Origin of the sequence: Streptomyces sp. SAI-127, assembly GCF_029894425.1 — a bacterium.
GTDB lineage: Bacteria > Actinomycetota > Actinomycetes > Streptomycetales > Streptomycetaceae > Streptomyces.
On sequence record NZ_JARXYJ010000001.1, the window covers coordinates 4,097,475 to 4,122,224 of the forward strand.

General features: G+C 70.9%; 24 protein-coding genes. 11 read left to right on the forward strand and 13 right to left on the reverse strand.

Annotated elements, in window-relative coordinates:
* On the reverse strand, window positions 1-1,467 hold the full coding sequence (locus M2157_RS18570) for an ABC transporter permease (protein ID WP_280865753.1): 1,467 nt from the start codon (window positions 1,465-1,467) through the stop codon (window positions 1-3).
* Between the two features lie 563 nt (window positions 1,468-2,030).
* Between M2157_RS18570 and M2157_RS18575 the strand changes: the two genes are divergently transcribed.
* Window positions 2,031-2,216, forward strand: a complete 186-nt coding sequence (locus M2157_RS18575) for a hypothetical protein (RefSeq protein ID WP_280865754.1) — start codon at window positions 2,031-2,033, stop codon at window positions 2,214-2,216.
* A 77-nt stretch (window positions 2,217-2,293) separates the two neighbouring features.
* On the opposite strand, the gene M2157_RS18580 is transcribed toward M2157_RS18575, so the two are convergent.
* A complete protein-coding gene (locus M2157_RS18580; protein ID WP_280865755.1) occupies window positions 2,294-3,559 on the reverse strand; it encodes an Ig-like domain-containing protein in 1,266 nt (421 codons plus the stop codon).
* A 205-nt stretch (window positions 3,560-3,764) separates the two neighbouring features.
* On the reverse strand, window positions 3,765-4,109 hold the full coding sequence (locus tag M2157_RS18585) for a hypothetical protein (protein WP_280862891.1): 345 nt from the start codon (window positions 4,107-4,109) through the stop codon (window positions 3,765-3,767).
* A gap of 130 nt (window positions 4,110-4,239) precedes the next feature.
* Here M2157_RS18585 and M2157_RS18590 point away from each other — a divergent pair, with 130 nt between their 5' ends.
* Entirely contained in the window at window positions 4,240-4,521 is a 282-nt protein-coding gene (locus M2157_RS18590) for an LPXTG cell wall anchor domain-containing protein (protein ID WP_280863808.1), read from the forward strand.
* Between the two features lie 42 nt (window positions 4,522-4,563).
* Window positions 4,564-5,322 (forward strand): hypothetical protein, encoded by a 759-nt coding sequence (locus M2157_RS18595; protein WP_280865756.1) that lies wholly within the window; start codon window positions 4,564-4,566, stop codon window positions 5,320-5,322.
* A 43-nt stretch (window positions 5,323-5,365) separates the two neighbouring features.
* On the opposite strand, the gene hutH is transcribed toward M2157_RS18595, so the two are convergent.
* From hutH to M2157_RS18610, 3 genes are all read right to left on the reverse strand, one after another.
* Window positions 5,366-6,934, reverse strand: a complete 1,569-nt coding sequence (gene hutH, locus M2157_RS18600; RefSeq protein WP_280868234.1) for a histidine ammonia-lyase — start codon at window positions 6,932-6,934, stop codon at window positions 5,366-5,368.
* 82 nt (window positions 6,935-7,016) lie between these two features.
* Window positions 7,017-8,165, reverse strand: a complete 1,149-nt coding sequence (locus tag M2157_RS18605; RefSeq protein WP_280862893.1) for a GGDEF domain-containing protein — start codon at window positions 8,163-8,165, stop codon at window positions 7,017-7,019.
* A 926-nt stretch (window positions 8,166-9,091) separates the two neighbouring features.
* Complete coding sequence (locus M2157_RS18610) at window positions 9,092-9,913, reverse strand: enoyl-CoA hydratase-related protein (protein ID WP_280865757.1); 822 nt, start codon at window positions 9,911-9,913, stop codon at window positions 9,092-9,094.
* 197 nt (window positions 9,914-10,110) lie between these two features.
* Between M2157_RS18610 and M2157_RS18615 the strand changes: the two genes are divergently transcribed.
* On the forward strand, window positions 10,111-10,752 hold the full coding sequence (locus M2157_RS18615; RefSeq protein ID WP_280865758.1) for a hypothetical protein: 642 nt from the start codon (window positions 10,111-10,113) through the stop codon (window positions 10,750-10,752).
* Here the strand turns inward: M2157_RS18615 and M2157_RS18620 are convergent.
* Together M2157_RS18620 and M2157_RS18625 are read right to left on the reverse strand one after the other, a co-directional pair.
* The gene (locus M2157_RS18620; RefSeq protein ID WP_280862896.1) at window positions 10,749-11,843 is read right to left on the reverse strand and encodes an adenylate/guanylate cyclase domain-containing protein; all 1,095 of its coding nucleotides are present in this window, start codon (window positions 11,841-11,843) and stop codon (window positions 10,749-10,751) included. The two genes, M2157_RS18615 and M2157_RS18620, sit on opposite strands and share 4 nt — an antisense overlap.
* 151 nt (window positions 11,844-11,994) lie before the next feature.
* A complete protein-coding gene (locus M2157_RS18625) occupies window positions 11,995-12,858 on the reverse strand; it encodes a biotin--[acetyl-CoA-carboxylase] ligase (RefSeq protein WP_280862897.1) in 864 nt (287 codons plus the stop codon).
* Between the two features lie 111 nt (window positions 12,859-12,969).
* Here M2157_RS18625 and M2157_RS18630 point away from each other — a divergent pair, with 111 nt between their 5' ends.
* The 4 genes from M2157_RS18630 to M2157_RS18645 all read left to right on the forward strand — a co-directional run bounded on the left by M2157_RS18630 (window position 12,970) and on the right by M2157_RS18645 (window position 15,618).
* The gene (locus M2157_RS18630) at window positions 12,970-14,562 is read left to right on the forward strand and encodes an acyl-CoA carboxylase subunit beta (protein WP_280862898.1); all 1,593 of its coding nucleotides are present in this window, start codon (window positions 12,970-12,972) and stop codon (window positions 14,560-14,562) included.
* 17 nt (window positions 14,563-14,579) lie between these two features.
* Window positions 14,580-14,789: an acyl-CoA carboxylase epsilon subunit gene (locus M2157_RS18635; protein WP_280862899.1), complete on the forward strand. Its 210-nt coding sequence runs from the start codon at window positions 14,580-14,582 to the stop codon at window positions 14,787-14,789.
* A 75-nt stretch (window positions 14,790-14,864) separates the two neighbouring features.
* The gene (locus M2157_RS18640) at window positions 14,865-14,993 is read left to right on the forward strand and encodes a hypothetical protein (RefSeq protein WP_280865759.1); all 129 of its coding nucleotides are present in this window, start codon (window positions 14,865-14,867) and stop codon (window positions 14,991-14,993) included.
* Between the two features lie 4 nt (window positions 14,994-14,997).
* On the forward strand, window positions 14,998-15,618 hold the full coding sequence (locus M2157_RS18645) for a nucleoside triphosphate pyrophosphatase (protein WP_280865760.1): 621 nt from the start codon (window positions 14,998-15,000) through the stop codon (window positions 15,616-15,618).
* Here M2157_RS18645 and M2157_RS18650 read toward each other — a convergent pair.
* Window positions 15,587-16,108, reverse strand: a complete 522-nt coding sequence (locus M2157_RS18650) for a hypothetical protein (RefSeq protein WP_280862901.1) — start codon at window positions 16,106-16,108, stop codon at window positions 15,587-15,589. The two genes, M2157_RS18645 and M2157_RS18650, sit on opposite strands and share 32 nt — an antisense overlap.
* A gap of 364 nt (window positions 16,109-16,472) precedes the next feature.
* Between M2157_RS18650 and M2157_RS18655 the strand changes: the two genes are divergently transcribed.
* Complete coding sequence (locus M2157_RS18655; RefSeq protein WP_280865761.1) at window positions 16,473-18,245, forward strand: biotin carboxylase N-terminal domain-containing protein; 1,773 nt, start codon at window positions 16,473-16,475, stop codon at window positions 18,243-18,245.
* Between the two features lie 87 nt (window positions 18,246-18,332).
* Here M2157_RS18655 and M2157_RS18660 read toward each other — a convergent pair whose 3' ends face one another.
* The 4 genes from M2157_RS18660 to M2157_RS18675 all read right to left on the reverse strand — a co-directional run bounded on the left by M2157_RS18660 (window position 18,333) and on the right by M2157_RS18675 (window position 23,190).
* On the reverse strand, window positions 18,333-19,031 hold the full coding sequence (locus M2157_RS18660) for a hypothetical protein (RefSeq protein WP_280865762.1): 699 nt from the start codon (window positions 19,029-19,031) through the stop codon (window positions 18,333-18,335).
* An 80-nt stretch (window positions 19,032-19,111) separates the two neighbouring features.
* On the reverse strand, window positions 19,112-20,140 hold the full coding sequence (locus tag M2157_RS18665) for a helix-turn-helix transcriptional regulator (protein ID WP_280862904.1): 1,029 nt from the start codon (window positions 20,138-20,140) through the stop codon (window positions 19,112-19,114).
* A 472-nt stretch (window positions 20,141-20,612) separates the two neighbouring features.
* Entirely contained in the window at window positions 20,613-21,575 is a 963-nt protein-coding gene (locus M2157_RS18670) for a DeoR/GlpR family DNA-binding transcription regulator (protein ID WP_280862905.1), read from the reverse strand.
* Between the two features lie 166 nt (window positions 21,576-21,741).
* The gene (locus tag M2157_RS18675) at window positions 21,742-23,190 is read right to left on the reverse strand and encodes an NAD(P)H-quinone dehydrogenase (protein WP_280862906.1); all 1,449 of its coding nucleotides are present in this window, start codon (window positions 23,188-23,190) and stop codon (window positions 21,742-21,744) included.
* A gap of 96 nt (window positions 23,191-23,286) precedes the next feature.
* On the opposite strand from M2157_RS18675, the gene M2157_RS18680 reads away from it, so the two are divergent.
* Both M2157_RS18680 and M2157_RS18685 read left to right on the forward strand, forming a co-directional pair.
* Window positions 23,287-23,724, forward strand: coding sequence for a gamma-glutamylcyclotransferase (locus tag M2157_RS18680; RefSeq protein WP_266521562.1), 438 nt, complete (start codon window positions 23,287-23,289; stop codon window positions 23,722-23,724).
* A 120-nt stretch (window positions 23,725-23,844) separates the two neighbouring features.
* Window positions 23,845-24,669, forward strand: coding sequence for a purine-nucleoside phosphorylase (locus tag M2157_RS18685; RefSeq protein ID WP_280862907.1), 825 nt, complete (start codon window positions 23,845-23,847; stop codon window positions 24,667-24,669).
* Window positions 24,670-24,750: the final 81 nt, after the last annotated feature.

Below are 24,750 nucleotides of genomic sequence, written 5' to 3' on the forward strand. Positions count from 1 at the left end.
CTACTCGACTCGCCGCAGCGCATCAGCCGGCCGCAGCCGGGACGCGCGCCAGCCGCCGAACGCCCCGGCGATGAGACCGCCGGCCACAGCCAGCCCGACCGCGATCGACACCGTCGTAAGGCTGACCGGAGCGGTCAGGGAGACGTCCAGCGTCCTGGCGGCCGCCTGACGGCCGAACCCACCGCCGAAGCCTCCGCCACCGGGACCGCCCGTGCCGCCACCGCCGCCGCCCAACTGGGCCTGCAACGTGGGGCTGACGGCCGTCACGACGTACGCGCCCGCCAGACCCAGCGCGATGCCCAGCGCCCCGCCCAGCAGCCCGTTCACCATCGCCTCGCCGACGACCTGCCGGGTCACCCGCCCCGACTTCCACCCCAGCGCCTTGAGGGTGCCGAACTCCCGCACCCGGCGCGAGACCGCGGACGAGGTCAGCAGACCGGCGACGAGGAAGGCGGCGATGAGCACGGCGATGGAGAGCCACTTGCCCACGTTGGTGGCGAGCGAGGAGGCCGTCGACAGCGACCCCGACACCGTGTCCGCGAGATCCGCCGAGGTCGTCACCGTCGTACCCGAGATGTTCTTCTGGATCGTCGACTTGACGGAGTCGATCTTCTGCGAGTCGGTCGCCTTGACGTAGATCGTGGTGACCTTGTTCTTCGAGTCGCTGAGGGTCTGCGCCTGGGTGAGCGGGATGTAGACGTTGGCGGCCGCGTCCCCGCTGTCCGCGGTGGCGATACCGATCACCTTGAACTTGACGCTCTTGATGGTGACGGTGGAACCGACCTTGAGTTTCTTCTCCTTGGCGTACGCGGAGTCGACGACGGCGACCTTGGCGGCGGTCTCGCTCGACGTGAACGTACGGCCGCTGGTGATCTTGGAGGAGGTCAGCGGGCCGAGGGCCGCCTTGGTGACGTCGGTGCCGAAGACGGAGTAGTTGTTGACGTCGAAGTCGGCGCCGCCGCCCCGCACTTCACCCTGTGGCTGGCCGGTGCCGCCGCCGTTCCGGCCGAAGCCGCCGCCTTCACCGCCCCCGTTGCCGTTCTGCTGGAACTCGCCGCGAGTGAACTGGCCGTTGATCTTGATGACTTGCAGGCTCAGCCCGCCGACCGCGTCCGAGACCCCGGTCTGCTGGTCGACCTTGGAGACCGTGGAGGTGGACAGGGTCTGGAACCCCTGCACCAGCACCCGGTCGCTGCTCTGCTCCGCGTCGGAGCCGTTGTCCTGCGCGTCGAACCGGAAACGCGGCCGCTCCGACGAATCGGCCTGCGGCTGGGCGGCCTTGGTGACCGTCATGTCCGTGCCCAGCCCGTACAGCGACTGGAGGACCTTGTCCTGGGCCTTCCCCATGCCGGACGACACGGAGCTGACCACGATGACCAGCGCGATCCCGAGCGCGAGCCCGGAGGCGACGACGAGGGCCGCCTTTCTGCGGCGGCGCAGTTCGCGCCTCAGGTAGGTGAAGAACATGGCCGAAAGCTAGGTACGGCGCGTGATGACTCCATAAGCCACGAATAAGAGCTGCATGAGAAGGCTGTCTGTGAGCCAGGAAGAGCCCCGGACGGACCTGTCAGTGCTGCGGCTGCCGGGAGGTCGTGACGTCCCCGACCTGTGCTCCGGACGAGACGGCGACCAGACGGACAGGCAGGTTCAACGCCGGACCAAGGGAGCTTCAGTCGAACAACGGCGTACGGTCTCGTCCCACCCGTCCAGAGGAGGCCGTCGCAGCGTGATGAGCCCGTTGGACCTGGAGGATGGCAGAGGCCGCGCCCGTTCGTGTCAGCACCCCCCGGAGCATCCACCCTGGGCCGTCACAGCCGACGAAGCGGACCGCGACCGGCTCCCCGCCGGACTCGCAACGCACTCGGACTCCTGCGCGACCAGCTCAAGGGCTGGGGCATCAAGGTCGTCTTCACGACCCTGACCCCTGCGACGGCTTCAGTCCCTGCACCGCGGCCGTCGACCAGAACCGCATCGACACCAACATCTGGATCACCGATCAACTCGACTTCACGTCCCCCACCGTGAGTTACGTGGACGCGGAGTCGGTCGTGGCGGTCACCGGCACGGCCAGTACGGCCGACCCGCAGGCCCTGAAGCTGGGCAACGACACCGCCCCCGCCGACTTCGACTCCGGTGACCACGTCAATCCGACGACGGACGGATACCAGGCCATCAGCGACTCCTTCGACCTCGCCTCACTCGGCCCGGACGCGTAGCGCAACCGCAGGAGGAAACGCGGAAGGCGGCCACCCCGAGGGGTGACCGCCTTCCCGCGTCAGTCGGCCGGCGTCGGTCAGACCGCCGACCCCGCCTTCCAGTCCGCCCAGTTCAGGTTCCAGCCGTTGAGGCCGTTGTCCGGGGCCACCGTCTTGTCGCCGGTGTTCTGGACGACCACCACGTCGCCGACGATCGAGTTGGTGTAGAACCAGTAACCCGCCGTGCCGGTGTCGTTGGCGCCCTTGGTGTCGGACAGGCCCACGCAGCCGTGGCTGGTGTTCACGTTGCCGAAGACGGACTTGGCGCCCCAGTAGTTGCCGTGCACGAAGGTGCCGGAGTTGGTGAGCCGGATGGCGTGCGGCACGTCCTTGATGTCGTACTCGCCCTTGCCGTCGTCGTCGGTGAAGCCCACGGTCGCGCCGTTCATGCGCGTCTCCTTGAACTTCTCCGACATCACCATGACGCCCTCGTACGTCTTGTTCTCCGGCGAACCGGCCGAGATCGGGATGGTCTTGATCGTCTGGCCGTTGTGCGTGATCTTCATCTGCTTGGTCTTGGCGTCGACGTACGAGACCTGGTTGCGGCCGATCTTGAACGTGACCGTCTTCTGCTGGACGCCGTAGACACCGGAGGCGCCCTCGACACCGTCGAGCGCGAGCTTCAGCGTGACGGTGGAGTTCTCCTTCCAGTACTCGTCGGGACGGCAGTCCATGCGGACGGTGGAGAACCAGTGGCAGACGACCTCCTGGCCGCTGCTGGAGGAGACCGTGATGCCCTTCTGCACGGCCGCCTTGTTGGTGATCTCCTTGTTGAAGTTGATCGACACCGGCATGCCCACGCCGACCGTCGAGCCGTCCTCCGGCGTGAAGTTGCCTATGAAGCTGTTGGCCGGGGAGACCGTCGTGAACGAGGCGTTCTCGTGGGCCACGAGTCCGTCGGAGTCCTTGGCCTCCGCGGCGACCTTGTAGGTCGTGGAGCGCTCCAGCTGGGTGTCGGGCTTCCAGCTGGTCTTGTCGGCGGACAGCTCGCCGGCGACCTTCGTGCCGTCGGCCGTCGTCATCGACACGTCGGTGAGCGTGCCCTTGCTCACGGTGACGGCGGCGGAGTTGTTGATGGAGGCGTTGTCCGTGCCGTCCTTGGGCGTGATCTTGATCTCGGCCTGGGAGCTCTTCTTGGCCGCCGCCTCGTCGGCCTTGGCCTGCGAGGTGTCGCCGCCGCTGCCGTTCGACGAGGAGTCGTCGCCACCGGAACAGGCCGAGAGCACCAGCACCCCGCCGAGCAGTGCGGACGCGACCGTCAAGCCCCTGCGCCGCTTACTGACCGTCATCACACGCTTCTCCATCGTTGCCGAATCCCGAAACCACGAGAGTCCCCGTCAATAAAACCTAAACGCTACGACCGGTTCGTCCCGTTCCACCTTCTGAGAAGGTGTGGGGCACACCACGTCCGCCGTGGCGGAGGGTGTGTCTGTCGGTGCGTGCGACCCATGAGACGACGAAACCCCGGGCGACGGTTGCCGCCCGGGATCACGATTTCCCCAAGCGCGCTCAGCCGACGGCCTCTTCTTCCTCGTCCTCCTGGACATCATCCTCGTCGAGGTCCCAGTCCGGCGAATCCGGGTCGTAGTCGATCTGCTCGCTGCTCCAGGAGGCCTGGGCCAGTTCGACGCCTGTCAGGTCCCCGACCAGGTCGAACGGGTCCACGAGATAGGCGAGGGCCTCCGCAGTGTCTTCCGTCACAGCGCCCTCGGCGTGCGCCCGCTCGTCGTCCGGCATGTCCGGATCCTCCGCGATCCGCGCCAGCGCGGCCCGGGTCACGGCGTCCTGGTCGTCGACCTCGACGACGAGTTCCACCCGAAGCCGTACAAAACGTGATGTCTCTTCAGTGCTCATGCCCGGAGCGTAAAGCCCACCGCTCCCGTGACTTTCCCGTGACCCGCGCCTTTCACTAACATCGCCCCACACGGCCAATTCGCCAGCACCACAAGGGGATCGATATTCCGTGTCATCCGTTCGCCGTCCGTTGCTGACCGCCACCGCCGCGGGGACCCTTCTGGGTGCCCTGTGGTTCGTCCCGTCCGCCAACGCGACCCAGGACAGCCCGGCGAGAACAGAGCCGTCCCCGCAGGCCACGGCACAGGCGCGGGTCACGACCACGAGCGCGGAGACGTCCGTGGACGACACCCGGCTCGCCGACACCGGCAGCTTCGACACCACGCCGTACGTCGTCGGCGGCACGCTGTTCCTCACTCTGGGTGCGGGCTTCGTCGTCTATTCGGTACGCCGCGAACGGCTGGGGTTTTAAACGGGCTTGACGTTCTCTTGACGCGACCTTCATAGTCCGCGCATGAAGAGATCATCGACGGTGCGCACAGGTGTCACGGCGGCCGTGAGCGTGCTGTCGCTCGCGCTCATCACGGGGTGCAGCGGCGGCTCGGACGACGACTCGAAGGCATCCGAGAGCCCCCGGCCGTCGGAGGCGTCCGCCTCGCCGACCACGGCCGCCGCGAAGGCGCTCGGCGCGGCCGAGCTGGAGAAGCTGCTGCTCGTCCAGAGCGACCTGCCGAGGGACAAGATCGCCGACGGCGACGACACCCTGCCGAAGTCCCGGGGCGAGCTGAAGACGGACAAGGCCGCGTGCGCCCCGCTCGCCTACGCCCTGACCGGCCTGCCCCCGGGCGACTCCGACACGGGCGCGAGCAACACCGTCACGTCGGAGGAGCGCGTCGGGAACTCCTTCAACGTCACCATGACCAGCGTGGGCCTGTCCTCGTACGAGGGCGATGGTGCCGCGAGGGCCCTCAAGGCCGTCTCCGACGGGATCGCCCCCTGCTCCGGCGGGTTCGGCATCACGGCCCAGGGCGAGGAGATGAAGATCACCAAGGTCGCCACGGGCAAGGCCTCCGGCAGGGGTGACGACTCGGTGGCCTTCGTCCTGGGCGCCGACATGGACGGCGAGGGCACGGGAACCTTCACCGTGGAGGCGGTGCGCGTCGGCACCGTCGTCTCCACGTACTACTCGGTCGACTTCGCCTCGATGGAGAGCGGCAAGACGTCAGCCGTCCCGCTCGCTGTGATCGACGCGCAGGTGGGCAAGCTCAAGTAGCGCTCCAGGCCCCGCCGTCGTCGTACGGCGGGGCCCGTCCCCCTTACCGCAACGGCCCGGTGACCGTCTCCACCGCCTCGACCAGCCGCCCCTCCCGCACGAACGCGTCCGCCGCGGCGAGGTCCGGCGCCAGGAACCGGTCGGGACCGGGACCCTCGACACCCGCCTTGCGTACGGCGCTGATGGCGGCCTGCGTCGCCGGCGCCGGGCTCAGGCCCTCGCGCAACTCGACGGCGCGCGAGGCGGCGTAGAGCTCGACGGCGAGGACCCGGGTGAGGTTGTCGACGGCGGTGCGCAGCTTGCGCGCGGCCGACCACCCCATCGAGACGTGGTCCTCCTGCATCGCGGACGACGGGATCGAGTCCGCGGACGCCGGTACGGCCAGCCGCTTCAACTCGCTGACCAGCGCGGCCTGCGTGTACTGGGCGATCATCAGCCCGGAGTCGACACCGGCGTCGTCCGCGAGGAACGGCGGCAGCCCGTGGGACCGGTTCTTGTCGAGCAGCCGGTCGGTGCGCCGCTCGGCGATCGACGCGAGATCGGCGACGGCGATGGCGAGGAAGTCGAGAACGTAAGCGACGGGCGCACCATGGAAGTTGCCGTTGGACTCGACGCGGCCTCCCCCAGAGCCGAAAGCCTGGGAGGTGCCCCCAGGCAGGACAACGGGATTGTCGACCGCGGACGCCAACTCCCTCTCCGCCACCAGCCGCGCATGCGCCATGGTGTCCCGCCCGGCCCCGGCGACCTGTGGGGCACAGCGCACGGAGTAGGCGTCCTGGACGCGGGGGGCGTCGTCCTGGTGATGCCCGGTGAGCTCCGAACCCCTCAGCACGGCCAGCATGTTGGCGGCGGAGGCCCCCTGCCCCGGATGCGGCCGGATGGCGTGCAGCTCGGGAGCGAGCACCTTGTCGGTACCGAGCAGGGCCTCCAGCGACAGGGCGGCGGTGATGTCGGCGGACTTGTAGAGCAGGTCCAGATCGGCGAGCGCCATGACCAGCATGCCGAGCATGCCGTCGGTGCCGTTGAGAAGGGCGAGCCCCTCCTTCTCGCGCAGTTCGACAGGCTCGATCCCGTGCTCGGTGAGCAGCTCACCGGCGGCCCGCACAACACCGTCCGGCCCCTCGGCGTCCCCCTCCCCCATGAGCGTGAGGGCACAGTGGGACAGCGGCGCGAGATCGCCGGAGCAGCCGAGCGAACCGTACTCGTGGACCACCGGTGTGATCCCGGCGTTGAGCACGTCGGCCATGGTCTGCGCGACCTCGGGCCGCACCCCCGTGTGTCCCGAACAGACGGTCTTGAGCCGCAGGAACATCAGCGCCCGTACGACCTCCCGCTCCACCCGCGGTCCCATCCCCGCGGCGTGCGAACGGACGATGTTGCGCTGCAGTTGGGCGCGGAGCTCCTGGCTGATGTGCCGGGTCGCGAGGGCGCCGAAGCCGGTGCTGACGCCGTAGACGGGCTCGGGCTTGGCCGCCAGGGCCTCCACGATCCCGCGGGCCGCGGCCAGAGCGGCGACCGCCTCCTCGGAGAGCTCGACGCGGGCACCGCCTCGTGCCACGGCAAGGACGTCGGACGCGGTGACCCCGGACGTCCCCACCACCACAGTGTGCATATCCATATTCAGGAGCGTACGCATTGAATTCCAGGATGTCACTACTGGGTCGGGGTTACGCCCCTTACATGTACGCACCCCCTCAGGGCTGCCGCCCCCGGAACTGCCGCCGCTCGGGCGTCTCCCCGGAAGGAGCGGCGTCGGCCAGCCGTACGACGGGATCGTCGGGCCCTGCCCGCCCGGCGACGACGGGCTTGGTGGCGCGTTCGGCCTTGGCCCGGTACTGCGCGGCATCGGCGAGCCGGAACAGCCGCCGGGCGGAGCGGACGGGCCCGATCGGATCCGCGGTGGAGGCGACCCCACAGGCCACCCCCTCGCCCAGCTCCAGCTCCCCGGCCCGCCGGCAGAGTTCATCGGCCGCCCTGACCACGTCGTCGGCGGCCGGGCCGACGGCGAGCAGACAGAACTCGTCTCCGCCGAGCCGCGCGGCGAGGGCACCCGGCAGCATGGCCCCGCACAGCGACAGCACCGAGCCGAAACGTTCCAGCAACCGGTCGCCCACGGCGTGCCCGCGGGTGTCGTTGACCCGCTTGAGCCCGTTCAGATCACACACGACGAGGCTGACGACGACACCGTCCCTCTTGTGCCGGTCGACGGCCTCGTCGAGCCGCACATCAACGGCACGGCGATTGGCGAGCCCGGTCAGCGCATCCGTGAACGCCAGCCGTCTCGCCTCCTCCAGCCGCTCCGCCTGGGCGATCCCGGCGGCGACCACGGCGGCCAGAACGGTGGCGAAGTCGGCGTCCTCCCGGCCGAAGACGGGGGCACCGGCGGGCCGGGCCACATACAGCTCCCCCCACGCCCGTCCGTTGAGCACGATGGGAGCGACGACACAGCTCCCACGCCCCCTCCTGCGCAGCGCGGCGACACGCTGATGCACATATCCGGGCCGCCCCCCGGCCGCAGGCCCCTCCGCCGTCTCGACCCACGCGTTGGGCTCGCCGCCCCCGGCCCACCGTTCGTGCAGAAACTCGGTGATCTCCGGGAACTGGTGCACGGGGTAGGCCTCACCGTCGGGAAACTCCTCCTCACCGGCGGCCAGCTCCCCCACGTTCACCAGCACCCTGAGCCGCCCGAGCTCCCGCTCCCACACGGACAACGCGGCAAAGCTCCCGCCGAGCGCACGGCACGCCCCAGCGGCGGCGGCCCGCCACGCCTCCCGCGAGCCGTGGGCCGCCGCCATGCCCTGAGCCAACGCCACGACGGCGGCCAGCCGGATGTCCTCACCCATCACTCCAGGCTAGGGAGGATTCGGGTGGGGGCTCGGTTGTGGTTGGGCCGTTCGAGAACACGGGGACGCGGCGCTGGGCTTGGGCGGGGCGCCTGTGGGGGTGCCGGGTCGGGTTGTCGGGCGGCTGCGGGTCCGTTGCGGCTGGTCGCGCAGTTCCCCGCGGGCAGCTGCGCTGGGCTTGGGCCGGGCGCCTATGGGGGGTGCCGGGTCGGGTTGTCGGGCGGCTGCGGGTCCGTGGTGGCCGGTCGCGCAGTTCCCCGCGGGCCGCGTGCGCGGGGCTTGGGCGGGGCGCCTACGGGGTGCCGGGTCGGGTTGTCGGGCGGCTGCGGGTCCGTGGTGGCCGGTCGCGCAGTTCCCCGCGCCCCTGGGGAGTTGCAGTCACCGGCGCCACGACGGACCGTTCGCCGCACCGCCCGCCCGGTGGACCCCGCGCCTCAACGGACCGATCCCCACCTCACGCGCCACAACGAACCGTTCGCCACCTGGCGCCACGACGGACCGGTAGCCACACCCCCCGCCCCAACGGACCGATCCCCACCTCACGCGCCACAACGGACCGTTCGCTGCCTGGCCCGCCACGACGGACCGTTCGCCGCACCGCGCGCCCCGACGGACCGTTCGCCGCACCGCGCGCCACGACGGGCCGTTCGCCGCGTACGGCGCGAAGGGGACGGGGTGGGGGGTGTCCGCCCGCAGCGGCCGGCGTCCGTCACCGAGCCCTGCTCAAGAGGCCGAGCCGCCGGACCGAGGACGGATACCCCCCACCCCGGCCCCGACCCACCCACCGAACCCCACGCGCTACACCAGCCCCCACCGAGGCCGAAACGGGCCGCCGCAGGCACTCAGGGGCGCGGGGAACTGCGCACAACGCCCGCCCCCACCGAACCCGCAGCAAACCCGCCCAACCGCCGGAGGCAGAGGCACCGTCACTGTCCAGGCCACCTCGGCGCCCGGCGCTCGTTGAACGCCGCCACCCCCTCCGCCCGGTCCCCCGAGAACGCCACCGCCCGCCACGCCGCGTCCTCCACCTCGAGCCCGGCCCGCAGGTCCAGCCCCTGCCCGAGACGCAGCGCCCGCTTCGCCGCCCGCAGCCCCACGGGCGAGTTCGCGGCGATCCGGGCCGCCAGCGCAAGCGCCTCCGCCCGGTCCTCCCCAGCGTCCACCAGCTGATCCACCAGCCCCAGCCGTTGCGCCTCCTCCGCCTCCACCCGCCGCGCGGTGAAGATCAGCTCCGCAGCCCGCGCCGCCCCCACCCGCCGAGGCAGCAACTGCGTCCCCCCGCCCCCGGGGATCACCCCCACCGACACCTCCGGCAACCCCACCACCGCCGTACGGTCGGCCACGATCAGGTCGCACGCCAGCGCCAGCTCGAACCCCCCGCCCAACGCGAACCCGTGCACCGCGGCGATCGTCGGCACAGGCAACTCCAGAACCCCCGTGTACGCCCCCCGGGACACCGGTCGCTGCCGCAGCAGCTCCGCGTCACTGAAGGAGTTCCGCTCCTTCAGATCCGCCCCGACACAGAACGCCCGCTCATGCGTGGAGGTCACCACGACAGCCCGCACCCCTTCGTCACCCCCCAGCGAGGCACACGCGGCGGCAACGGACCGCGCCATCTCCGTGGAGACGGCGTTCATCGCCTTGGGCCGATCGAGAACCAGCTCGGCGACGCTCCCCTCCCCGGTACCGCCGTCCCCCTCCCCGTGCCGCCGCACCAGCACGAACTCCCCGAACCGCTCCTCACTCATGACACCCTCCCGGTTAACGCGAGTTAACAAGAACGCTCCGATCATCGCAGCCCCACCACCACCGCGAAAGGTTCCCGCCGATCCACCCGACACCCCGTACGAGTGACATCCCGCCCAACTCCCCACCCACCGCCCACAGCAGCGCATAACGTGCGCCCCGCCACAGCGCACGGGGGCGCAGGCACAGGGGAGGAAGCATGACGGCGACGATGACGACAGCGGAGACGGCAACAGAAGGGGCGGACGGCACCGGCACCGACAGCACCACCCGCCTGTTCGGACCGCGCGGCCGCCACCGCAAGCCCCGCCCCCGCAAGGCCCTGCTCGCGGCGGGCGGCCTCGCCCTCGCGGCCGGCGCCCTGAGCCTCGTACGGATGACCCCTGACGCCGGAGTGGGCGGCTTCGGCGCGACGGAGGCGGACCCTCAGGCCGCCCCGGGCGCGGACACGGACATCGACACCGGCACGGACCGAGCCACGAACGCCGCCGCGACCGTGGGCCCCGCCCCGCAGGCGAGCCCGTCGTCGACCACGGCGATGGGCGGGATCTCCGCGACGCCCACACCGGGCGTCCGGCAGGCCCCGACGGGATCCGCGACCGCCGTACCACTGCCCCTCGCGGCGGCCCCCACGACGATCCCGGAGGCGCCGAACACCCCGGCACCGACCCCCACGGCGTCGACCACGCCCCACTCACCGCCGACGACCACGGCCCCGCGACCGGCCCGGACCACTCCCCCACCGGCACCGGCACCCACGCCGCAGCCCACTCGCACGACCCAGCCCGCGCCCGGCCTGTGCGTACCGATCATCGGCCTGTGCGTGCGGCAGCGCGGCTAGGAGGGAGCCACGTCCCTGCGGGTCAGCAGCCAGGGCTCGACGACGCCGAGTCCTCGCACCGGCCGCTGCCACATCGGCTGGAGCGCGAAACGGTACGTCGGCGGCTCCTCGCCCTCCTTCTCGGCGGTGGCCGCGGCCTCGGCCGCCTCGGCCTCGGAGGCGGGCGCCTCGCCGGTGCGGATCAGCTCCTCCGCGAAGGCGCTGTCGACGAGAACGGCGTCGCGGGGAGCTATCGAGGTCAGCCGGGAGGCGAGGTTCACCGTCGTACCGAAGACATCACCCATACGGGTGGTCACCGTGCCGAAGGCGATGCCGACGCGCAGCTCGGGCATGGTCTCGTCGTTGGCCATGGTCTCGATCAGCCGCAGGGCGATCTCGGCGGCCACCGCCGCGTCGTCGGCCGCGTACAGCACCTCGTCACCGAGCGTCTTGATGAGCCGCCCGCCGCGCGCGGCGACGAGGTCGGCGGCGGTGGTCTCGAAGGCCTCGACGAGCTCGCCGAGCTCCTCCTCCTCCATCCGGCGGGTCAGCCGCGTGAACCCGACGAGGTCGGCGAAGCCGACGCACAGGCGCCGGTCGACCATCTCCTCGTCGTCGGCGGCCTGCACGACCCGCCCTGCCGATGCGGCGAGTTGGCGGCGCCAGACGTAGACGAGGAACTCCTCCAGCTCGGGCAGGAGCAGCTCGATGATCGGGTAGGTCACCTCGGTGCGGGTCATGCCGGGTTCCGGGGGCTCGGTCAGGCCCTCCAGGAAGGAGTCGATCTGCCACTCGGCGAGCCGGGCGGTGGTCTGCCCGGTGGACCGTGCCACCTGTACGGCCATGGCCTCGCTCAGCAGCCCCGCCTCGACGAGACCGGCGAGCCGGCGCAGTGCGAGGACGTCCGCCTCGGTGAACGCCTTGGCCTGGCCGACGTCGGCGAAGCCCATCGCCCGCCAGAAGCGGGTGGCCAGCTCCATGGAGACACCGGCGGTGCGGGCCGCCTGAAAAGGGGTGTAACGCCGCTCTGCGCCGAGGATGAGCTGCTCGAGACGCACGGCGAGCGGGTGCGGGGTCGCGTCCGCGCCGGAGCCCGTGTCGTCTGCGGTCACGCCTGCTGCCCTTCCGATCTGTCACGGTCAGGTATCGACCGGCCTCAACTGTACGGCAGGTGTGCGCCAGCTCACGTCCTCACTCCGTCAGGTGGAGCGGGGAGATCGTGGGTGGCTGATGTCTTCGGTCGTCTGCAGGGGGTGTCGATGCCTACGCCGGTCGCAGGTGCACGATGTCTCCCGCGCCCACCGGCTCCTGTACCCCTTCCTCCGTCGCGATCACCAAACGGCCGTCGCCGTCCACCGCGACCGCCTCGCCGACCAGTGAGCGGTCGCCCGGCAGCTCCGCCCGTACCGTTCTTCCCAGCGTCGCGCACCCTGCCGCGTACGTCTCCTGGAGTCCGCTCACCGTCGGATCGCCCGCCGCCGTGCGCCACCGCTCGTACCACTCCTCCAGGGAGCGCAGGACGGCCCGCAGCAGTGGGTCCCGGTCCGTGCTCACCGCTCCGGCCAGCACCAGCGAACCCGCGGTCGGGACCGGCAGCTCGTCCTCCCGGAGGGTGACGTTGATGCCCACGCCCACGACGACGCCGTCCTCGCCCGCCCGCTCCGCGAGGATTCCGCCGGCCTTGCGTTCCTCGCCGCCCACGGTCACCAGCAGGTCGTTGGGCCACTTCAAGGCCGTGTCGACACCGGCGGCCCGGGACAGGCCCGTCGCCACCGCCACCCCCGTCAGCAGCGGCAGCCAGCCCCAGCGGGCCACCGGCACCTCACCGGGCGTCAGCAGAACGGAGAAGAACAAGCCCGATCGCGGCGGCGCGGTCCACCGGCGGTCCAGGCGGCCCCGTCCCGCGGTCTGCTCCTCGGCGACGAGGACCGCACCCTCGGCCGCCTTGCCCGCGCCGGCACGGGCGACCAGGTCGGAGTTGGTGGAGCCGGTGCCGGCCACCACCTCGATCCCGGACCACAGCCCGCCCTCCCGCACCAGCCCGCGGCGCAGCGCGGCCGCGTTGAGGGGCGGCCGGTCGAGGTCCGACCAACGGCTGTCGTCTCCTGAAGCATCTCGCGGCGTCATGCAAGCCACCCTAGGTGTGTGAAACGCCGCACTGCTGATTCCCAGGGCCACCACTACTCTACGGATGAGTAACCGTCCCCCCTTTTGAGCAGGCAGGGAGCCGCGATCCCGATGTCCGAGCCGGAAGCGACCGACATTCACACCACCGCGGGCAAGCTCGCGGATCTCCAGCGTCGTATTGACGAGGCGACGCACGCCGGCTCCGCACGCGCCGTCGAGAAGCAGCACGCCAAAGGCAAGCTGACGGCCCGTGAGCGCATCGAGCTCCTCCTCGACGAGGGTTCCTTCGTCGAGTTGGACGAGTTCGCCCGGCACCGCTCCACCAACTTCGGCCTGGAGAACAACCGTCCCTACGGCGACGGTGTCGTCACCGGCTACGGCACGGTCGACGGCCGCCCCGTCGCCGTGTTCTCCCAGGACTTCACCGTCTTCGGCGGCGCGCTGGGCGAGGTCTACGGCCAGAAGATCGTCAAGGTGATGGACTTCGCGCTGAAGACCGGCTGTCCGGTCATCGGCATCAACGACTCCGGTGGCGCCCGGATCCAGGAGGGAGTGGCCTCCCTCGGCGCCTACGGCGAGATCTTCCGCCGCAACACCCACGCGAGCGGTGTCATCCCGCAGATCAGCCTGGTCGTCGGTCCCTGCGCCGGCGGGGCCGTGTACTCCCCGGCGATCACCGACTTCACGGTCATGGTCGACCAGACCTCGCACATGTTCATCACCGGCCCCGACGTCATCAAGACGGTCACCGGTGAGGACGTCGGCTTCGAGGAGCTGGGCGGCGCCCGCACCCACAACGCGGTGTCCGGCGTGGCCCATCACATGGCCGGGGACGAGAAGGACGCCATCGAGTACGTCAAGCAGCTGCTGTCGTACCTGCCGTCCAACAACCTCTCCGAGCCGCCGGTCTACCCGGAGGAGGCGGACCTCGCGATCACCGACGAGGACCGCGAGCTGGACACGCTCGTCCCGGACAGCGCGAACCAGCCGTACGACATGCACACGGTGATCGAACACATCCTGGACGACGCCGAGTTCTTCGAGACGCAGCCGCTGTACGCGCCGAACATCCTCACCGGCTACGGCCGGGTCGAGGGCCACCCGGTCGGCATCGTGGCCAACCAGCCGATGCAGTTCGCCGGCTGCCTCGACATCACCGCGTCCGAGAAGGCGGCGCGCTTCGTCCGCACCTGCGACGCCTTCAACATCCCGGTGATCACCTTCGTCGACGTGCCGGGCTTCCTCCCCGGCGTCGACCAGGAGCACGACGGCATCATCCGCCGCGGCGCCAAGCTGATCTACGCCTACGCCGAGGCCACGGTTCCCCTGATCACGGTGATCACCCGCAAGGCCTTCGGCGGCGCGTACGACGTCATGGGCTCCAAGCACCTCGGCGCGGACCTCAACCTCGCCTGGCCGACCGCCCAGATCGCCGTGATGGGCGCCCAGGGCGCGGTCAACATCCTGCACCGCCGCACGATCGCGGAGGCGGAGGCGGCCGGAGAGCTGGAGGCGACCCGCGCCCGCCTGATCCAGGAGTACGAGGACGCCCTCCTCAACCCCTACATCGCGGCCGAGCGCGGCTACATCGACTCCGTGATCATGCCGTCGGACACCCGCCGCCATGTGGTCCGGGGACTGCGCCAGCTGCGCACCAAGCGCGAGTCCCTGCCCCCCAAGAAGCACGGCAACATCCCCCTCTAGCCCTGCCGGGAGCCGTCATGAACATCAAGGTCGTACGGGGTAACCCCACCCCGGAGGAGCTCGCCGCCGCCCTGGCGGTGGTCCGGGCACGCGCCGCGGCGGCGGCGACAACGCCGTCCGGCGCCGAGGAGCAAAGCGCCGCGTGGTCCGACCCGTCACGGATCGCGGGCCATCACCTGCCCCAGCCAGGGCCCACCTCATGGGCGCGCACCTACTGGCCGGGGTAGGGCCCCGGACCGTTTCGGAGAAGTTGAGTACGCGTACTCAGGCGCCCTCCGCGAAATCGCCGCACGCTGGAAACCATGCTGTGGTCCGATCCCGAGAACGAACCGCCGAAGGAACTGCGCGACACGCAGGAGATGCTTCGGCGTCTGAGCATCTTCCTGGCGATGGCCATGGTGCTCGCGATGATTGTGATCGGACTACGCTGACCGCATGACCGACCAGCCGCGCCGCCGACTCGTCCTGGCCTCCCAGTCGCCCGCCCGCCTGAACCTGCTGCGGCAGGCGGGCCTCACCCCCGAGGTACTCGTGAGCGGGGTCGACGAGGACGCCGTCACCGCCCCCACCCCCGCCGATCTCGCACTCGCCCTCGCCGAGGCGAAGGCCTCCGTCGTGGCCGCGAAGCCCGAGGTCAAGGGTGCGCTGGTGATCGGCTGCGACTCGGTGCTCGACCTGGACGGCGAGGCACTGGGCAAGCCGGCCGACGCCGAGGAGGCGACGGCCCGCTGGAAGTCCATGCGCGGGCGCGCGGGCACCCTGCAGACCGGCCACTGCGTCTACGACACGACGAGCGGCCGGTATGTCTCCGGCGTCGCCTCGACCGTCGTCCGCTTCGGCGAGCCGACCGACGACGAGATCGCCGCCTACGTCGCCTCCGGCGAACCCCTCTATGTCGCGGGGGCGTTCACCCTGGACGGCCGCTCGGCCCCGTTCATCGAGGGCATCGACGGCGACCACGGCAATGTGATCGGCCTCAGCCTGCCGCTGCTGCGCCGGCTGCTGGCCGATCTCGGCGTCGGCATCACGGAGTTGTGGGCGCCGGCGGGGACGTGAGCGGCGGGCCGTCGGCCCCCTGAGGGCCCTCCGGCTCCTTGGCCCCCTCCGGGCCGCCCGGACCCCGCGCGTCCTGCGGCTCCGCCGCGACCGGCCCGCGCTGTCCGTCGTAGGTCACCAGCACGAGCACGATCAGCCCGAGCATCACGACCATGAAGAGGAACTGGGGCCGGCCGATCAGCGACCAGGCGACCGCGCCCAGCAGGCCGTGCACCACGGCCGCGCTGATCAGCAGGACCCGGCCGAGCCCGGCGGGCTGCCGGTCGCGCACCGCCACCAGCAGGGCGACCAGCGCGCACAGCGCGAAGTAGAGGCCGAAGACGACCCCGCCGATCTTCGACGACATCGACATCGCGTCCGGGTCCAGACCGGCCAGCGACATGTTCTGCGCGTCGACGAGATCGCCCATGACCCAGTTCAGCATCGCCACGCCGAGAGCCTCGGCGAAGAGAACGACCGCCACGACCCACGCCACCGGCCTGCGGATCACCGGTCCCCACCCACTTTCGAGCCATGCTCCGGACACCCGACGTACGTTCAATACAGCGCGAACGCTACTAACGGGTAAACCCCGGGACAAGGGTTCGGCCGCAAGCAAAGATTCATTGGGCCATTCGTAGGGACTCCACAAAGAAACGGAGTGGTCCGCAGCACGCTCTCACAGAGACCTTGGCCACAGAGGAGGGCTAGGGTTTCCGGGAGGAGTCCTGCGTAACGAGGTGCGACAAGGGATTTCGCGGGTCGGGCCAACCCCGCATCACGCTCCGTGTGGGGAAGCTCACCACAGGGGATGGGTCGAAGAGGCGTGTCGGCAGTCCCTAAACTCGGCTTGTTTCAAGGAGGGAGCCTCAATCGTGCGCAAGGTGCTCATCGCCAACCGTGGCGAAATCGCTGTCCGCGTTGCCCGGGCCTGCCGGGATGCCGGTATCGCGAGCGTGGCCGTGTACGCCGACCCGGACCGGGACGCTCTGCATGTCCGCGCCGCGGATGAGGCGTTCGCCCTGGGCGGTGACACTCCGGCCACCAGCTATCTGGACATCGGCAAGGTCCTGGGCGCCGCGCGCGAGTCGGGCGCGGACGCCATCCATCCCGGTTACGGCTTCCTCTCCGAGAACGCCGAGTTCGCGCAGGCGGTCCTGGACGCGGGCCTGATCTGGATCGGCCCGCCCCCGCAGGCCATCCGCGACCTCGGTGACAAGGTCGCCGCCCGGCACATCGCCCAGCGGGCCGGCGCCCCGCTGGTGGCCGGCACCCCGGACCCGGTCTCCGGTGCCGAGGAGGTCGTCGCCTTCGCCCGGGAGCACGGCCTGCCGATCGCCATCAAGGCCGCCTTCGGCGGCGGCGGTCGCGGCCTGAAGGTCGCCCGCACCCTGGAAGAGGTCCCCGAGCTGTACGACTCCGCGGTGCGTGAGGCGGTGGCGGCGTTCGGCCGCGGCGAGTGCTTCGTCGAGCGCTACCTCGACAAGCCGCGCCACGTGGAGACCCAGTGCCTGGCCGACACCCACGGCAACGTGGTCGTCGTCTCCACCCGTGACTGCTCGCTGCAGCGCCGCCACCAGAAGCTGGTCGAGGAGGCCCCCGCGCCGTTCCTGTCCGACGCCCAGGTCGCCGAGCTGTACTCGTCCTCCAAGGCGATCCTGAAGGAGGCCGGCTACGTCGGCGCCGGCACGGTGGAGTTCCTGGTCGGCATGGACGGCACGATCTCCTTCCTCGAGGTCAACACCCGCCTCCAGGTGGAGCACCCGGTCACCGAGGAGGTCGCCGGCATCGACCTGGTGCGCGAGATGTTCCGCATCGCCGACGGCGAGGAGCTCGGCTACGGCGACCCCGAACTGCGCGGCCACTCCTTGGAGTTCCGCATCAACGGCGAGGACCCGGGCCGGGGCTTTCTGCCCGCGCCCGGCACCGTCACCCGCTTCGAGGCCCCCTCCGGCCCGGGCGTGCGCCTGGACGCCGGTGTCGAGTCCGGCAGCGTCATCGGCCCCGCCTGGGACTCCCTGCTGGCCAAGCTGATCGTCACCGGCGCCACCCGCGCCCAGGCCCTCCAGCGCGCCGCCCGCGCCCTGGCCGAGTTCCAGGTCGAGGGCATGGCCACCGCCATCCCCTTCCACCGCAAGGTGGTCACCGACCCCGCCTTCGCCCCGGAGCTGACCGGCTCCGGTGACCCGTTCACGGTCCACACCCGCTGGATCGAGACCGAGTTCGTCAACGACATCAAGCCCTTCGCCGCCCCCACCGAAACCGAGGCCGACGAGGACACCGACCGCGAGACGATCGTCGTCGAGGTCGGCGGCAAGCGCCTGGAGGTCTCCCTGCCGGTCTCCCTGGGCATGTCGCTGGCCCGCACCGGCCTCGCCGCCGGGGCCAAGCCCAAGCGCCGCGCGGCCAAGAAGTCCGGCCCCGCGGCCTCGGGTGACACCCTCGCCTCCCCGATGCAGGGCACCATCGTCAAGATCGCCGTCGAGGAGGGCCAGGAGGTCAAGGAGGGCGACCTCGTCGTCGTCCTGGAAGCCATGAAGATGGAACAGCCCCTCAACGCGCACAAGGCCGGCACCGTCAAGGGCCTGTCCGCGGAGGTCGGCGCCTCGATCACCTCCGGCGCCGCGATCTGCGAGATCAAGGACTGAGCAGTCGTACGACATCTCGAGGCGCCCGGCGGACTGGAGCAGTCAGTCCGCCGGGCGTCTCGTTTCCCCGTCCCCCGTGCCGGTGGTTTACGGGATGCGCGCCCAGCCGGTGCCGTGGCGGACCAGGGCGAGGCCGACGTAGGCGAAGGCGACGGCCGCCATGACGAAGGACAGCGCGGTCAGGGCCGCGATGCCGATGACGTATCCGGCCACGTTGAGCGGCATGGACAGGATCAGCAGCCAGGCGGCCCAGGCCGGGATCGCGCGGCCTCGCAGCAGGGCGACACCGAGCAGGATCGCGCCGACGACGTGCGCGGCGACGAAGTAGAGGATCGGGCCGTTCACGACGGCGAGTTCGTTGACGCCGTCCGCGATCCGGACCAGGGAGTCCTGGCTCACGCCCTTCTCGAAGCCCCCGAGCGCCACGATGTCGAGGTTCGGCGTGGCGTTGACCGCGATCAGCCCGGTGCCGAAGAGGACCGAGCCCCACAGGCCCAGCCGGGCGGAGCGGGCCACGGCGAGCAGGGCCACGGCGACCAGCCCCGGCAGGAACAGCACGGTGCCCACCGTCCACAGCCACACGGACAGTTCGGTGGCCCCTTGGCTCCCGGCGATCTCCCGGGCGATCTCCTTGCTGGAGGCGTCCGTGTCGTACGGCGCCACGAGGCCCGCCGCCGCGAACAGCAGGGGCCCGAGGGTGGCCGCGATCGCGGCGAGCAGGCGGGCGGTGCCGGGTGTGGCCCCTTCCGCGGCGGCGGTGGGCGTGCGTGACGGCGTGGTGGTCATGAGAGTCCCCCTTGGCGGTCTGCCCCCGTGCGGAGCGCCCTAGGTCAGTGAAGCGAGAAGGGGTGGCCGATGACCATCCGTCAATTCTGAGGGGGTCGCGACATGTCGTCTTGGACCGTGCGGTCCGTGAGCAGGCCCAGGTCGCGGCCCCGGCGCAGCAGGGCCGCCGTGTGGCCGGCCTCCAGCTTGCGGTGCAGGGAGGCGATGTAGCCGCGCACGGTCGCGGGGGACAGTCTCATCCGGTGTGCCGTCTCCGTCGCCGTACGGCCGTCGTGAAGATGGACGAGGGTGCGGTGCTCCTGCTCGGTGATGCCGAACAGGCGGGCCACGGCGCGGGCGCGGGAGAGGTCGTGCAGGAGGAGCAGGGCGGGGAGGCCGGGGGTGGCCTGCAGGTGCCGGACCTCGATGTGGCGGGTGGCGAAGGAGACTTCGGCGGTGAGGCGGGGGTCGTCGCGCAGTGCGGTCAGGAGGTCGGCGGCGACGGCGTTGAGGGGGTGGGGGCGGCCGGTGTCGTCGATGCTCGCGACTCCGCAGCCCTGGCCCTCGGCGAGGCGCAGGGCGGCGGCGGAGAGGGTGACGAGGCGTCGGCGTTCGGCCAACTGGTTTTCCACCGTGTTGAGTTGGAGCTGGGCCAGGCCGAGCAGGTCGCGCTCCCGTGGGGTGAAGTCGGTGCCGGAGCGGACCAGGGCGTAGCCCTCGACCGCGGTCGCGGTGTCCGTGCCCGCGGAGGCGACGAGGTGGTGGCGCAGGCCGAAGGGGCGGAAGTCGAGGTTGTAGCAGTGGGTGCGCTGCCACTGGCGGCCGCCGGCGACGTCGCTGACACGCCAGGCGCCGGGGGTCACGGTGTCCAGCATCAGGTCGGTCAGGGGGTGGTCCAGGGGATGGTCGTAGATCACCATCGGGTCGGCGTGGAAGGAGTCGGCGGGCACGTTGAGCACGAACACTCCGCGCCCGTCGAGCGGAAGGCGGTACCGCTGTCCGGCGTCGGCGGGCACGAGCCCCATCACCGCGGTCAGCGCCCGCTCCCACAGCTCCTCCGGCCGGGCGGCGTCCGCCAGCTCCCGCCCCAGCTCCACCACACGACGCGCGTCCGCCCCGCTGATCTCCATGCCACTCTCCCGGCGCTGCTCTCGCCAGAGATTTCCTCTTGGGGAGCAAAAATCCCCCTTGAGAAGAACCTACGGCTTCCGGCCGCTACGTGAAGCGTCCAGGGCCGATTGCCGGGGTTGGGTGGAGGTCCGACGGGGGCGCACGGAAGGCGAGTTGAGCTGGGGAGGCTCACGGCGCGTCCTGGGCGGGCCGGACATTCGGCACCGTCTCAAGCACGGGGTCGAGTCGGCCTGCGGGCCGGGAGCGTCCGGGTGTGCCGGGGCTTGCCCCACGCCGGAAAAAGGTCTGCGCCGGGAGCCGTCCCGAGACATCAACCCCGTCCACGGCCCCACGCCTCCAGCCGGTCCCACCCCACGGCGGTCGAGCCGCACGACACCCCCGCCCCCGCGCACCGGCGCCCACGGTGCAGCCACGCCTCCACACGCACCCGCCCCTCAAGCAACCCGGCGGCACAGCGCGGGCCGAAAGAGCTCAGCGGCGGCGCAGATCCGCCACCCGTGCCCGTTCCGCACCCGGAATCGGTTCCCCCAGGGCAGTGGCCGTTCGGAGAGCGGGGCCCGGTGAGGGGACCTGGCCGCGGCGGGGCCCCGGCAGGGGCACGTCCCGGCGCTGTTGCTGCCGCGCCGGGACCTGATCACCCCCCGGCGCTCCCGACGCGCCGGCAACGGTGATCTGCACCCCCTGGTCGGCGAGCGCCTGGAGTTCCGTGGCGGCCCGGTCGTCGTGGGCCGGGGGCTCGTCGGTGACAAGCCGGGTGATCAGGTCCGTGGGCACGGTCTGGAACATCGTGTCCGTACCGAGCTTGGTGTGGTCGGCGAGGACCACGACCTCCGCGGCGGCCTGCACCAGCGCCCGGTCCACGGACGCCGACAGCATGTTGGACGTGGAGAGACCGCGCTCGGCGGTGAGCCCGCTCCCGGAGATGAAGGCCCGCGAGACCCTGAGCCCCTGGAGCGACTGTTCCGCCCCGGAACCCACCAGGGCGTAGTTGGAACCGCGCAGAGTACCGCCGGTCATCACGACCTCCACCCGGTTGGCATGGGCGAGCGCCTGGGCCACCAGAAGGGAATTGGTCACGACGGTCAGCCCGGGAACCCGGGCGAGCCGGCGCGCCAGCTCCTGCGTGGTGGTACCCGCCCCCACCACAATGGCCTCGCCTTCTTCGACGAGACCCGCGGCGAGATCGGCGATGGCCGTCTTCTCGGCGGTCGCGAGATGCGATTTCTGCGGAAAGCCGGACTCCCGCGTGAACCCGCCCGGCAATACCGCACCGCCATGCCGGCGGTCGAGGAGTCCTTCTGCCTCCAGTGCGCGCACGTCCCGCCGTACGGTCACTTCGGAGGTCTGGACGACGCGGGCGAGCTCACGGAGCGATACAGCCCCGTTGGCTCGCACCATTTCGAGGATCAATTGGCGACGTTCTGCAGCGAACACGAAACTGACAGTAACGCCAACGACCGTCTGCTTTCAGCTGTTTGCGCCGAATAGCAGAAGATGTTCGCACACGAGGGCGGGAAGTGGTATAGGGCCTAATCCCCCCGCCTATGCCGCACGAATGGTCGGCAACTCCCTGTGACCAGGCAGGAATCGCTTTCGGCCGTCAGGCTCCCCCGGTCTCCTTGCGCGTGTGCAGCTGCCGTGCCACCTCGGCGATCGACCCCGAAAGGGAGGGGTAAACGGTGAAAGCGTTCGCGATCTGTTCGACGGTCAGATTGTTGTCGACCGCGATCGAGATGGGATGGATCAGTTCCGAGGCGCGGGGCGAGACGACGACACCACCGACGACGATTCCGGTGCCCGGCCGGCAGAAGATCTTGACGAAGCCGTCGCGGATGCCCTGCATCTTCGCGCGCGGGTTGCGCAGCAGCGGAAGCTTCACGGCCCGGGCGTCGATCTTGCCGCCGTCCACGTCCGCCTGCGAGTAGCCGACGGTGGCGATCTCCGGGTCGGTGAAGACGTTCGACGAGACCGTCTTCAGGTTCAGCGGGGCCACCGCGTCACCGAGGAAGTGGTACATGGCGATACGCCCCTGCATGGCGGCCACCGACGCCAGCGCGAACACCCCGGTCACGTCGCCGGCGGCGTACACACCGGGAGCCGTGGTCCTGGACACCTTGTCGGTCCAGATGTGCCCGGACTCGCGCAGCTTGACGCCCGCTTCCTCCAGCCCCATCCCGGCGCTGTTCGGAATGGCACCCACGGCCATCAGACAGTGCGACCCGCTGATGACCCGCCCGTCCGCCAGCGTGACCTCGACGCGGTCCCCGACCCGCTTGGCGGACTGGGCACGGGAGCGCGCCATGACGTTCATGCCGCGGCGGCGGAAGACGTCCTCGAGAACCGCGGCCGCGTCCGGGTCCTCCCCGGGCAGCACCCGGTCCCGCGAGGACACCAGCGTCACCTTGGAGCCGAGCGCCTGATAGGCGCCGGCGAACTCGGCACCGGTGACACCCGACCCGACCACGATGAGCTCTTCCGGCAGCTCGGTGAGGTCGTAGACCTGGGTCCAGTTGAGAATGCGCTCGCCGTCGGGCTGGGCGTCGGGCAGCTCACGGGGATGCCCACCGGTGGCGATGAGCACGGCGTCGGCGACGAGGGTCTCCTCACTCCCGTCGGCGGCCCGCACCACGACCTTCCGCGACCCGTCGAGGGCCTGCATGCCCTCGAGGCGCCCACGCCCGCGCAGCACCCGGGCACCGGCACGCGTCACGGAGGCGGTGATGTCGTGCGACTGCGCGAGGGCGAGCCGCTTCACACGCCGGTTGACCTTCCCCAGGTCGACGCCGACCACCCGGGCGGCCTGTTCCAGCGGTGGGGTGTCGTCGGCGACGATGATCCCCAGTTCCTCGTACGACGAATCGAAGGTCGTCATGACCTCGGCCGTCGCGATAAGGGTCTTCGACGGCACGCAGTCGGTCAGTACCGACGCTCCGCCCAGACCGTCGCAGTCGACGACGGTCACCTCCGCGCCGAGTTGGGCGGCCACCAGGGCCGCCTCGTATCCGCCGGGTCCGCCACCGATGATCACGATCCGAGTCACGTACTCCATTGTCCCGCACGACCCACGGTGCTACGGCCCGGGGGGCGCCCCGAGATGCCACTGTTACGGGAGAGACGCCGGGGAAGCCTGCCGTACCCTCGACCCATGTCGCTCTACGCCGCTTACGCCGGCAACCTCGACGCGCGGCTGATGACCCGCCGCGCCCCGCACTCGCCGATGCGCGCCACGGGGTGGCTGAACGGGTGGCGGCTGACCTTCGGGGGCGAGCACATGGGCTGGGAGGGCGCACTCGCGACGATCGTCGAGGACCCCCTCTCCCAGGTGTTCGTGGCGCTCTACGAGATCGCGCCCGCCGACGACGAGTCGATGGACCGCTGGGAGGGCGTGGGCCTGGACATCTACCGCCGCACCCGCATCCGCGTCCACACCCTGGAGGGCGAGGAGCAGGCCTGGACGTACGTCCTGAACGGCTACGAGGGCGGCCTGCCCTCCGCCCGCTATCTGGGCGAGGTGGCCGACGCGGCGGAATCGGCGGGCGCGCCCCACGACTACGTCATGGAACTCCGCAAGCGCCCCTGCTGACCGCTGAACCACACAGGTCACCGGCGTCACACCGTTGGTTGGAAACGACAAGACAACGATCGCCATCCCGTCAGCTCTGTCATCTACGCGCGTAGGCCCGGACCGGCTACCCTCATCCGCGTGAACGCATCTCTTCTTCCGGACGACATCCAGGGCGACCCGCATGCCGCCGCTGACGCCGCCGCCGCGCGCCTGCGTGAACTGACCGGCGCCGAGACCCACGACGTCGCCCTCGTGATGGGCTCCGGCTGGGCACCGGCCGTGGACGCCCTCGGTGCCCCCGACGCCGAGTTCCAGGTCACCGAACTGCCCGGTTTCCCGCCGCCGGCGGTGGAGGGGCACGGCGGCAAGATCCGCTCGTACAAGATCGGCGAGAAGCGGGCGCTGGTCTTCCTGGGCCGCACGCACTACTACGAGGGCCGCGGTGTCGCCGCCGTCGCCCACGGCGTCCGCACCGCCGTGGCCGCCGGCTGCAAGACCATCGTCCTCACCAACGGCTGCGGCGGCCTCCGCGAGGGCATGCGCCCCGGCCAGCCGGTCCTGATCAGCGACCACATCAACCTCACGGCCACATCCCCGATCATCGGCGCGAACTTCGTGGACCTCACGGACCTCTACTCGCCCCGCCTGCGTGCCCTGTGCAAGGAGATCGACCCCAGCCTGGAGGAGGGCGTCTACGCCCAGTTCCCCGGCCCGCACTACGAGACTCCGGCCGAGATCCGCATGGCCCGCGTCATCGGCGCGGACCTGGTGGGCATGTCGACGGTCCTCGAAGCGATCGCCGCGCGCGAGGCGGGGGCGGAGATTCTGGGCATCTCGCTGGTGACGAACCTCGCCGCGGGTATGACGGGTGAGCCGCTGAACCACGAGGAGGTTCTTCAGGCGGGCCGTGACAGTGCGACTCGGATGGGTTCGCTGCTGGCGCAGGTGCTCGGGCGGATCTGACGATTGCCCAAGGGGGTGCCGGGTGCTGTCGTATGGCGGATGCGGGTCCGTTGTGGCTGGTCGCGCAGTTCCCCGCGCCCC

Bases quoted from the DNA above. Each gene is read 5' to 3' on its own strand.
- M2157_RS18570 (WP_280865753.1), bottom strand. From the start codon at position 1,467: ATGTTCTTCACCTACCTGAGGCGCGAACTGCGCCGCCGCAGAAAGGCG.
- M2157_RS18580 (WP_280865755.1), bottom strand. From the start codon at position 3,559: ATGGAGAAGCGTGTGATGACGGTCAGTAAGCGGCGCAGGGGCTTGACG.
- M2157_RS18585 (WP_280862891.1), bottom strand. From the start codon at position 4,109: ATGAGCACTGAAGAGACATCACGTTTTGTACGGCTTCGGGTGGAACTC.
- M2157_RS18595 (WP_280865756.1), top strand. From the start codon at position 4,564: ATGAAGAGATCATCGACGGTGCGCACAGGTGTCACGGCGGCCGTGAGC.
- hutH (WP_280868234.1), bottom strand. From the start codon at position 6,934: ATGCACACTGTGGTGGTGGGGACGTCCGGGGTCACCGCGTCCGACGTC.
- M2157_RS18605 (WP_280862893.1), bottom strand. From the start codon at position 8,165: ATGGGTGAGGACATCCGGCTGGCCGCCGTCGTGGCGTTGGCTCAGGGC.
- M2157_RS18610 (WP_280865757.1), bottom strand. From the start codon at position 9,913: ATGAGTGAGGAGCGGTTCGGGGAGTTCGTGCTGGTGCGGCGGCACGGG.
- M2157_RS18615 (WP_280865758.1), top strand. From the start codon at position 10,111: ATGACGGCGACGATGACGACAGCGGAGACGGCAACAGAAGGGGCGGAC.
- M2157_RS18625 (WP_280862897.1), bottom strand. From the start codon at position 12,858: ATGACGCCGCGAGATGCTTCAGGAGACGACAGCCGTTGGTCGGACCTC.
- M2157_RS18630 (WP_280862898.1), top strand. From the start codon at position 12,970: ATGTCCGAGCCGGAAGCGACCGACATTCACACCACCGCGGGCAAGCTC.
- M2157_RS18635 (WP_280862899.1), top strand. From the start codon at position 14,580: ATGAACATCAAGGTCGTACGGGGTAACCCCACCCCGGAGGAGCTCGCC.
- M2157_RS18640 (WP_280865759.1), top strand. From the start codon at position 14,865: ATGCTGTGGTCCGATCCCGAGAACGAACCGCCGAAGGAACTGCGCGAC.
- M2157_RS18645 (WP_280865760.1), top strand. From the start codon at position 14,998: ATGACCGACCAGCCGCGCCGCCGACTCGTCCTGGCCTCCCAGTCGCCC.
- M2157_RS18660 (WP_280865762.1), bottom strand. From the start codon at position 19,031: ATGACCACCACGCCGTCACGCACGCCCACCGCCGCCGCGGAAGGGGCC.
- M2157_RS18665 (WP_280862904.1), bottom strand. From the start codon at position 20,140: ATGGAGATCAGCGGGGCGGACGCGCGTCGTGTGGTGGAGCTGGGGCGG.
- M2157_RS18675 (WP_280862906.1), bottom strand. From the start codon at position 23,190: ATGGAGTACGTGACTCGGATCGTGATCATCGGTGGCGGACCCGGCGGA.
- M2157_RS18680 (WP_266521562.1), top strand. From the start codon at position 23,287: ATGTCGCTCTACGCCGCTTACGCCGGCAACCTCGACGCGCGGCTGATG.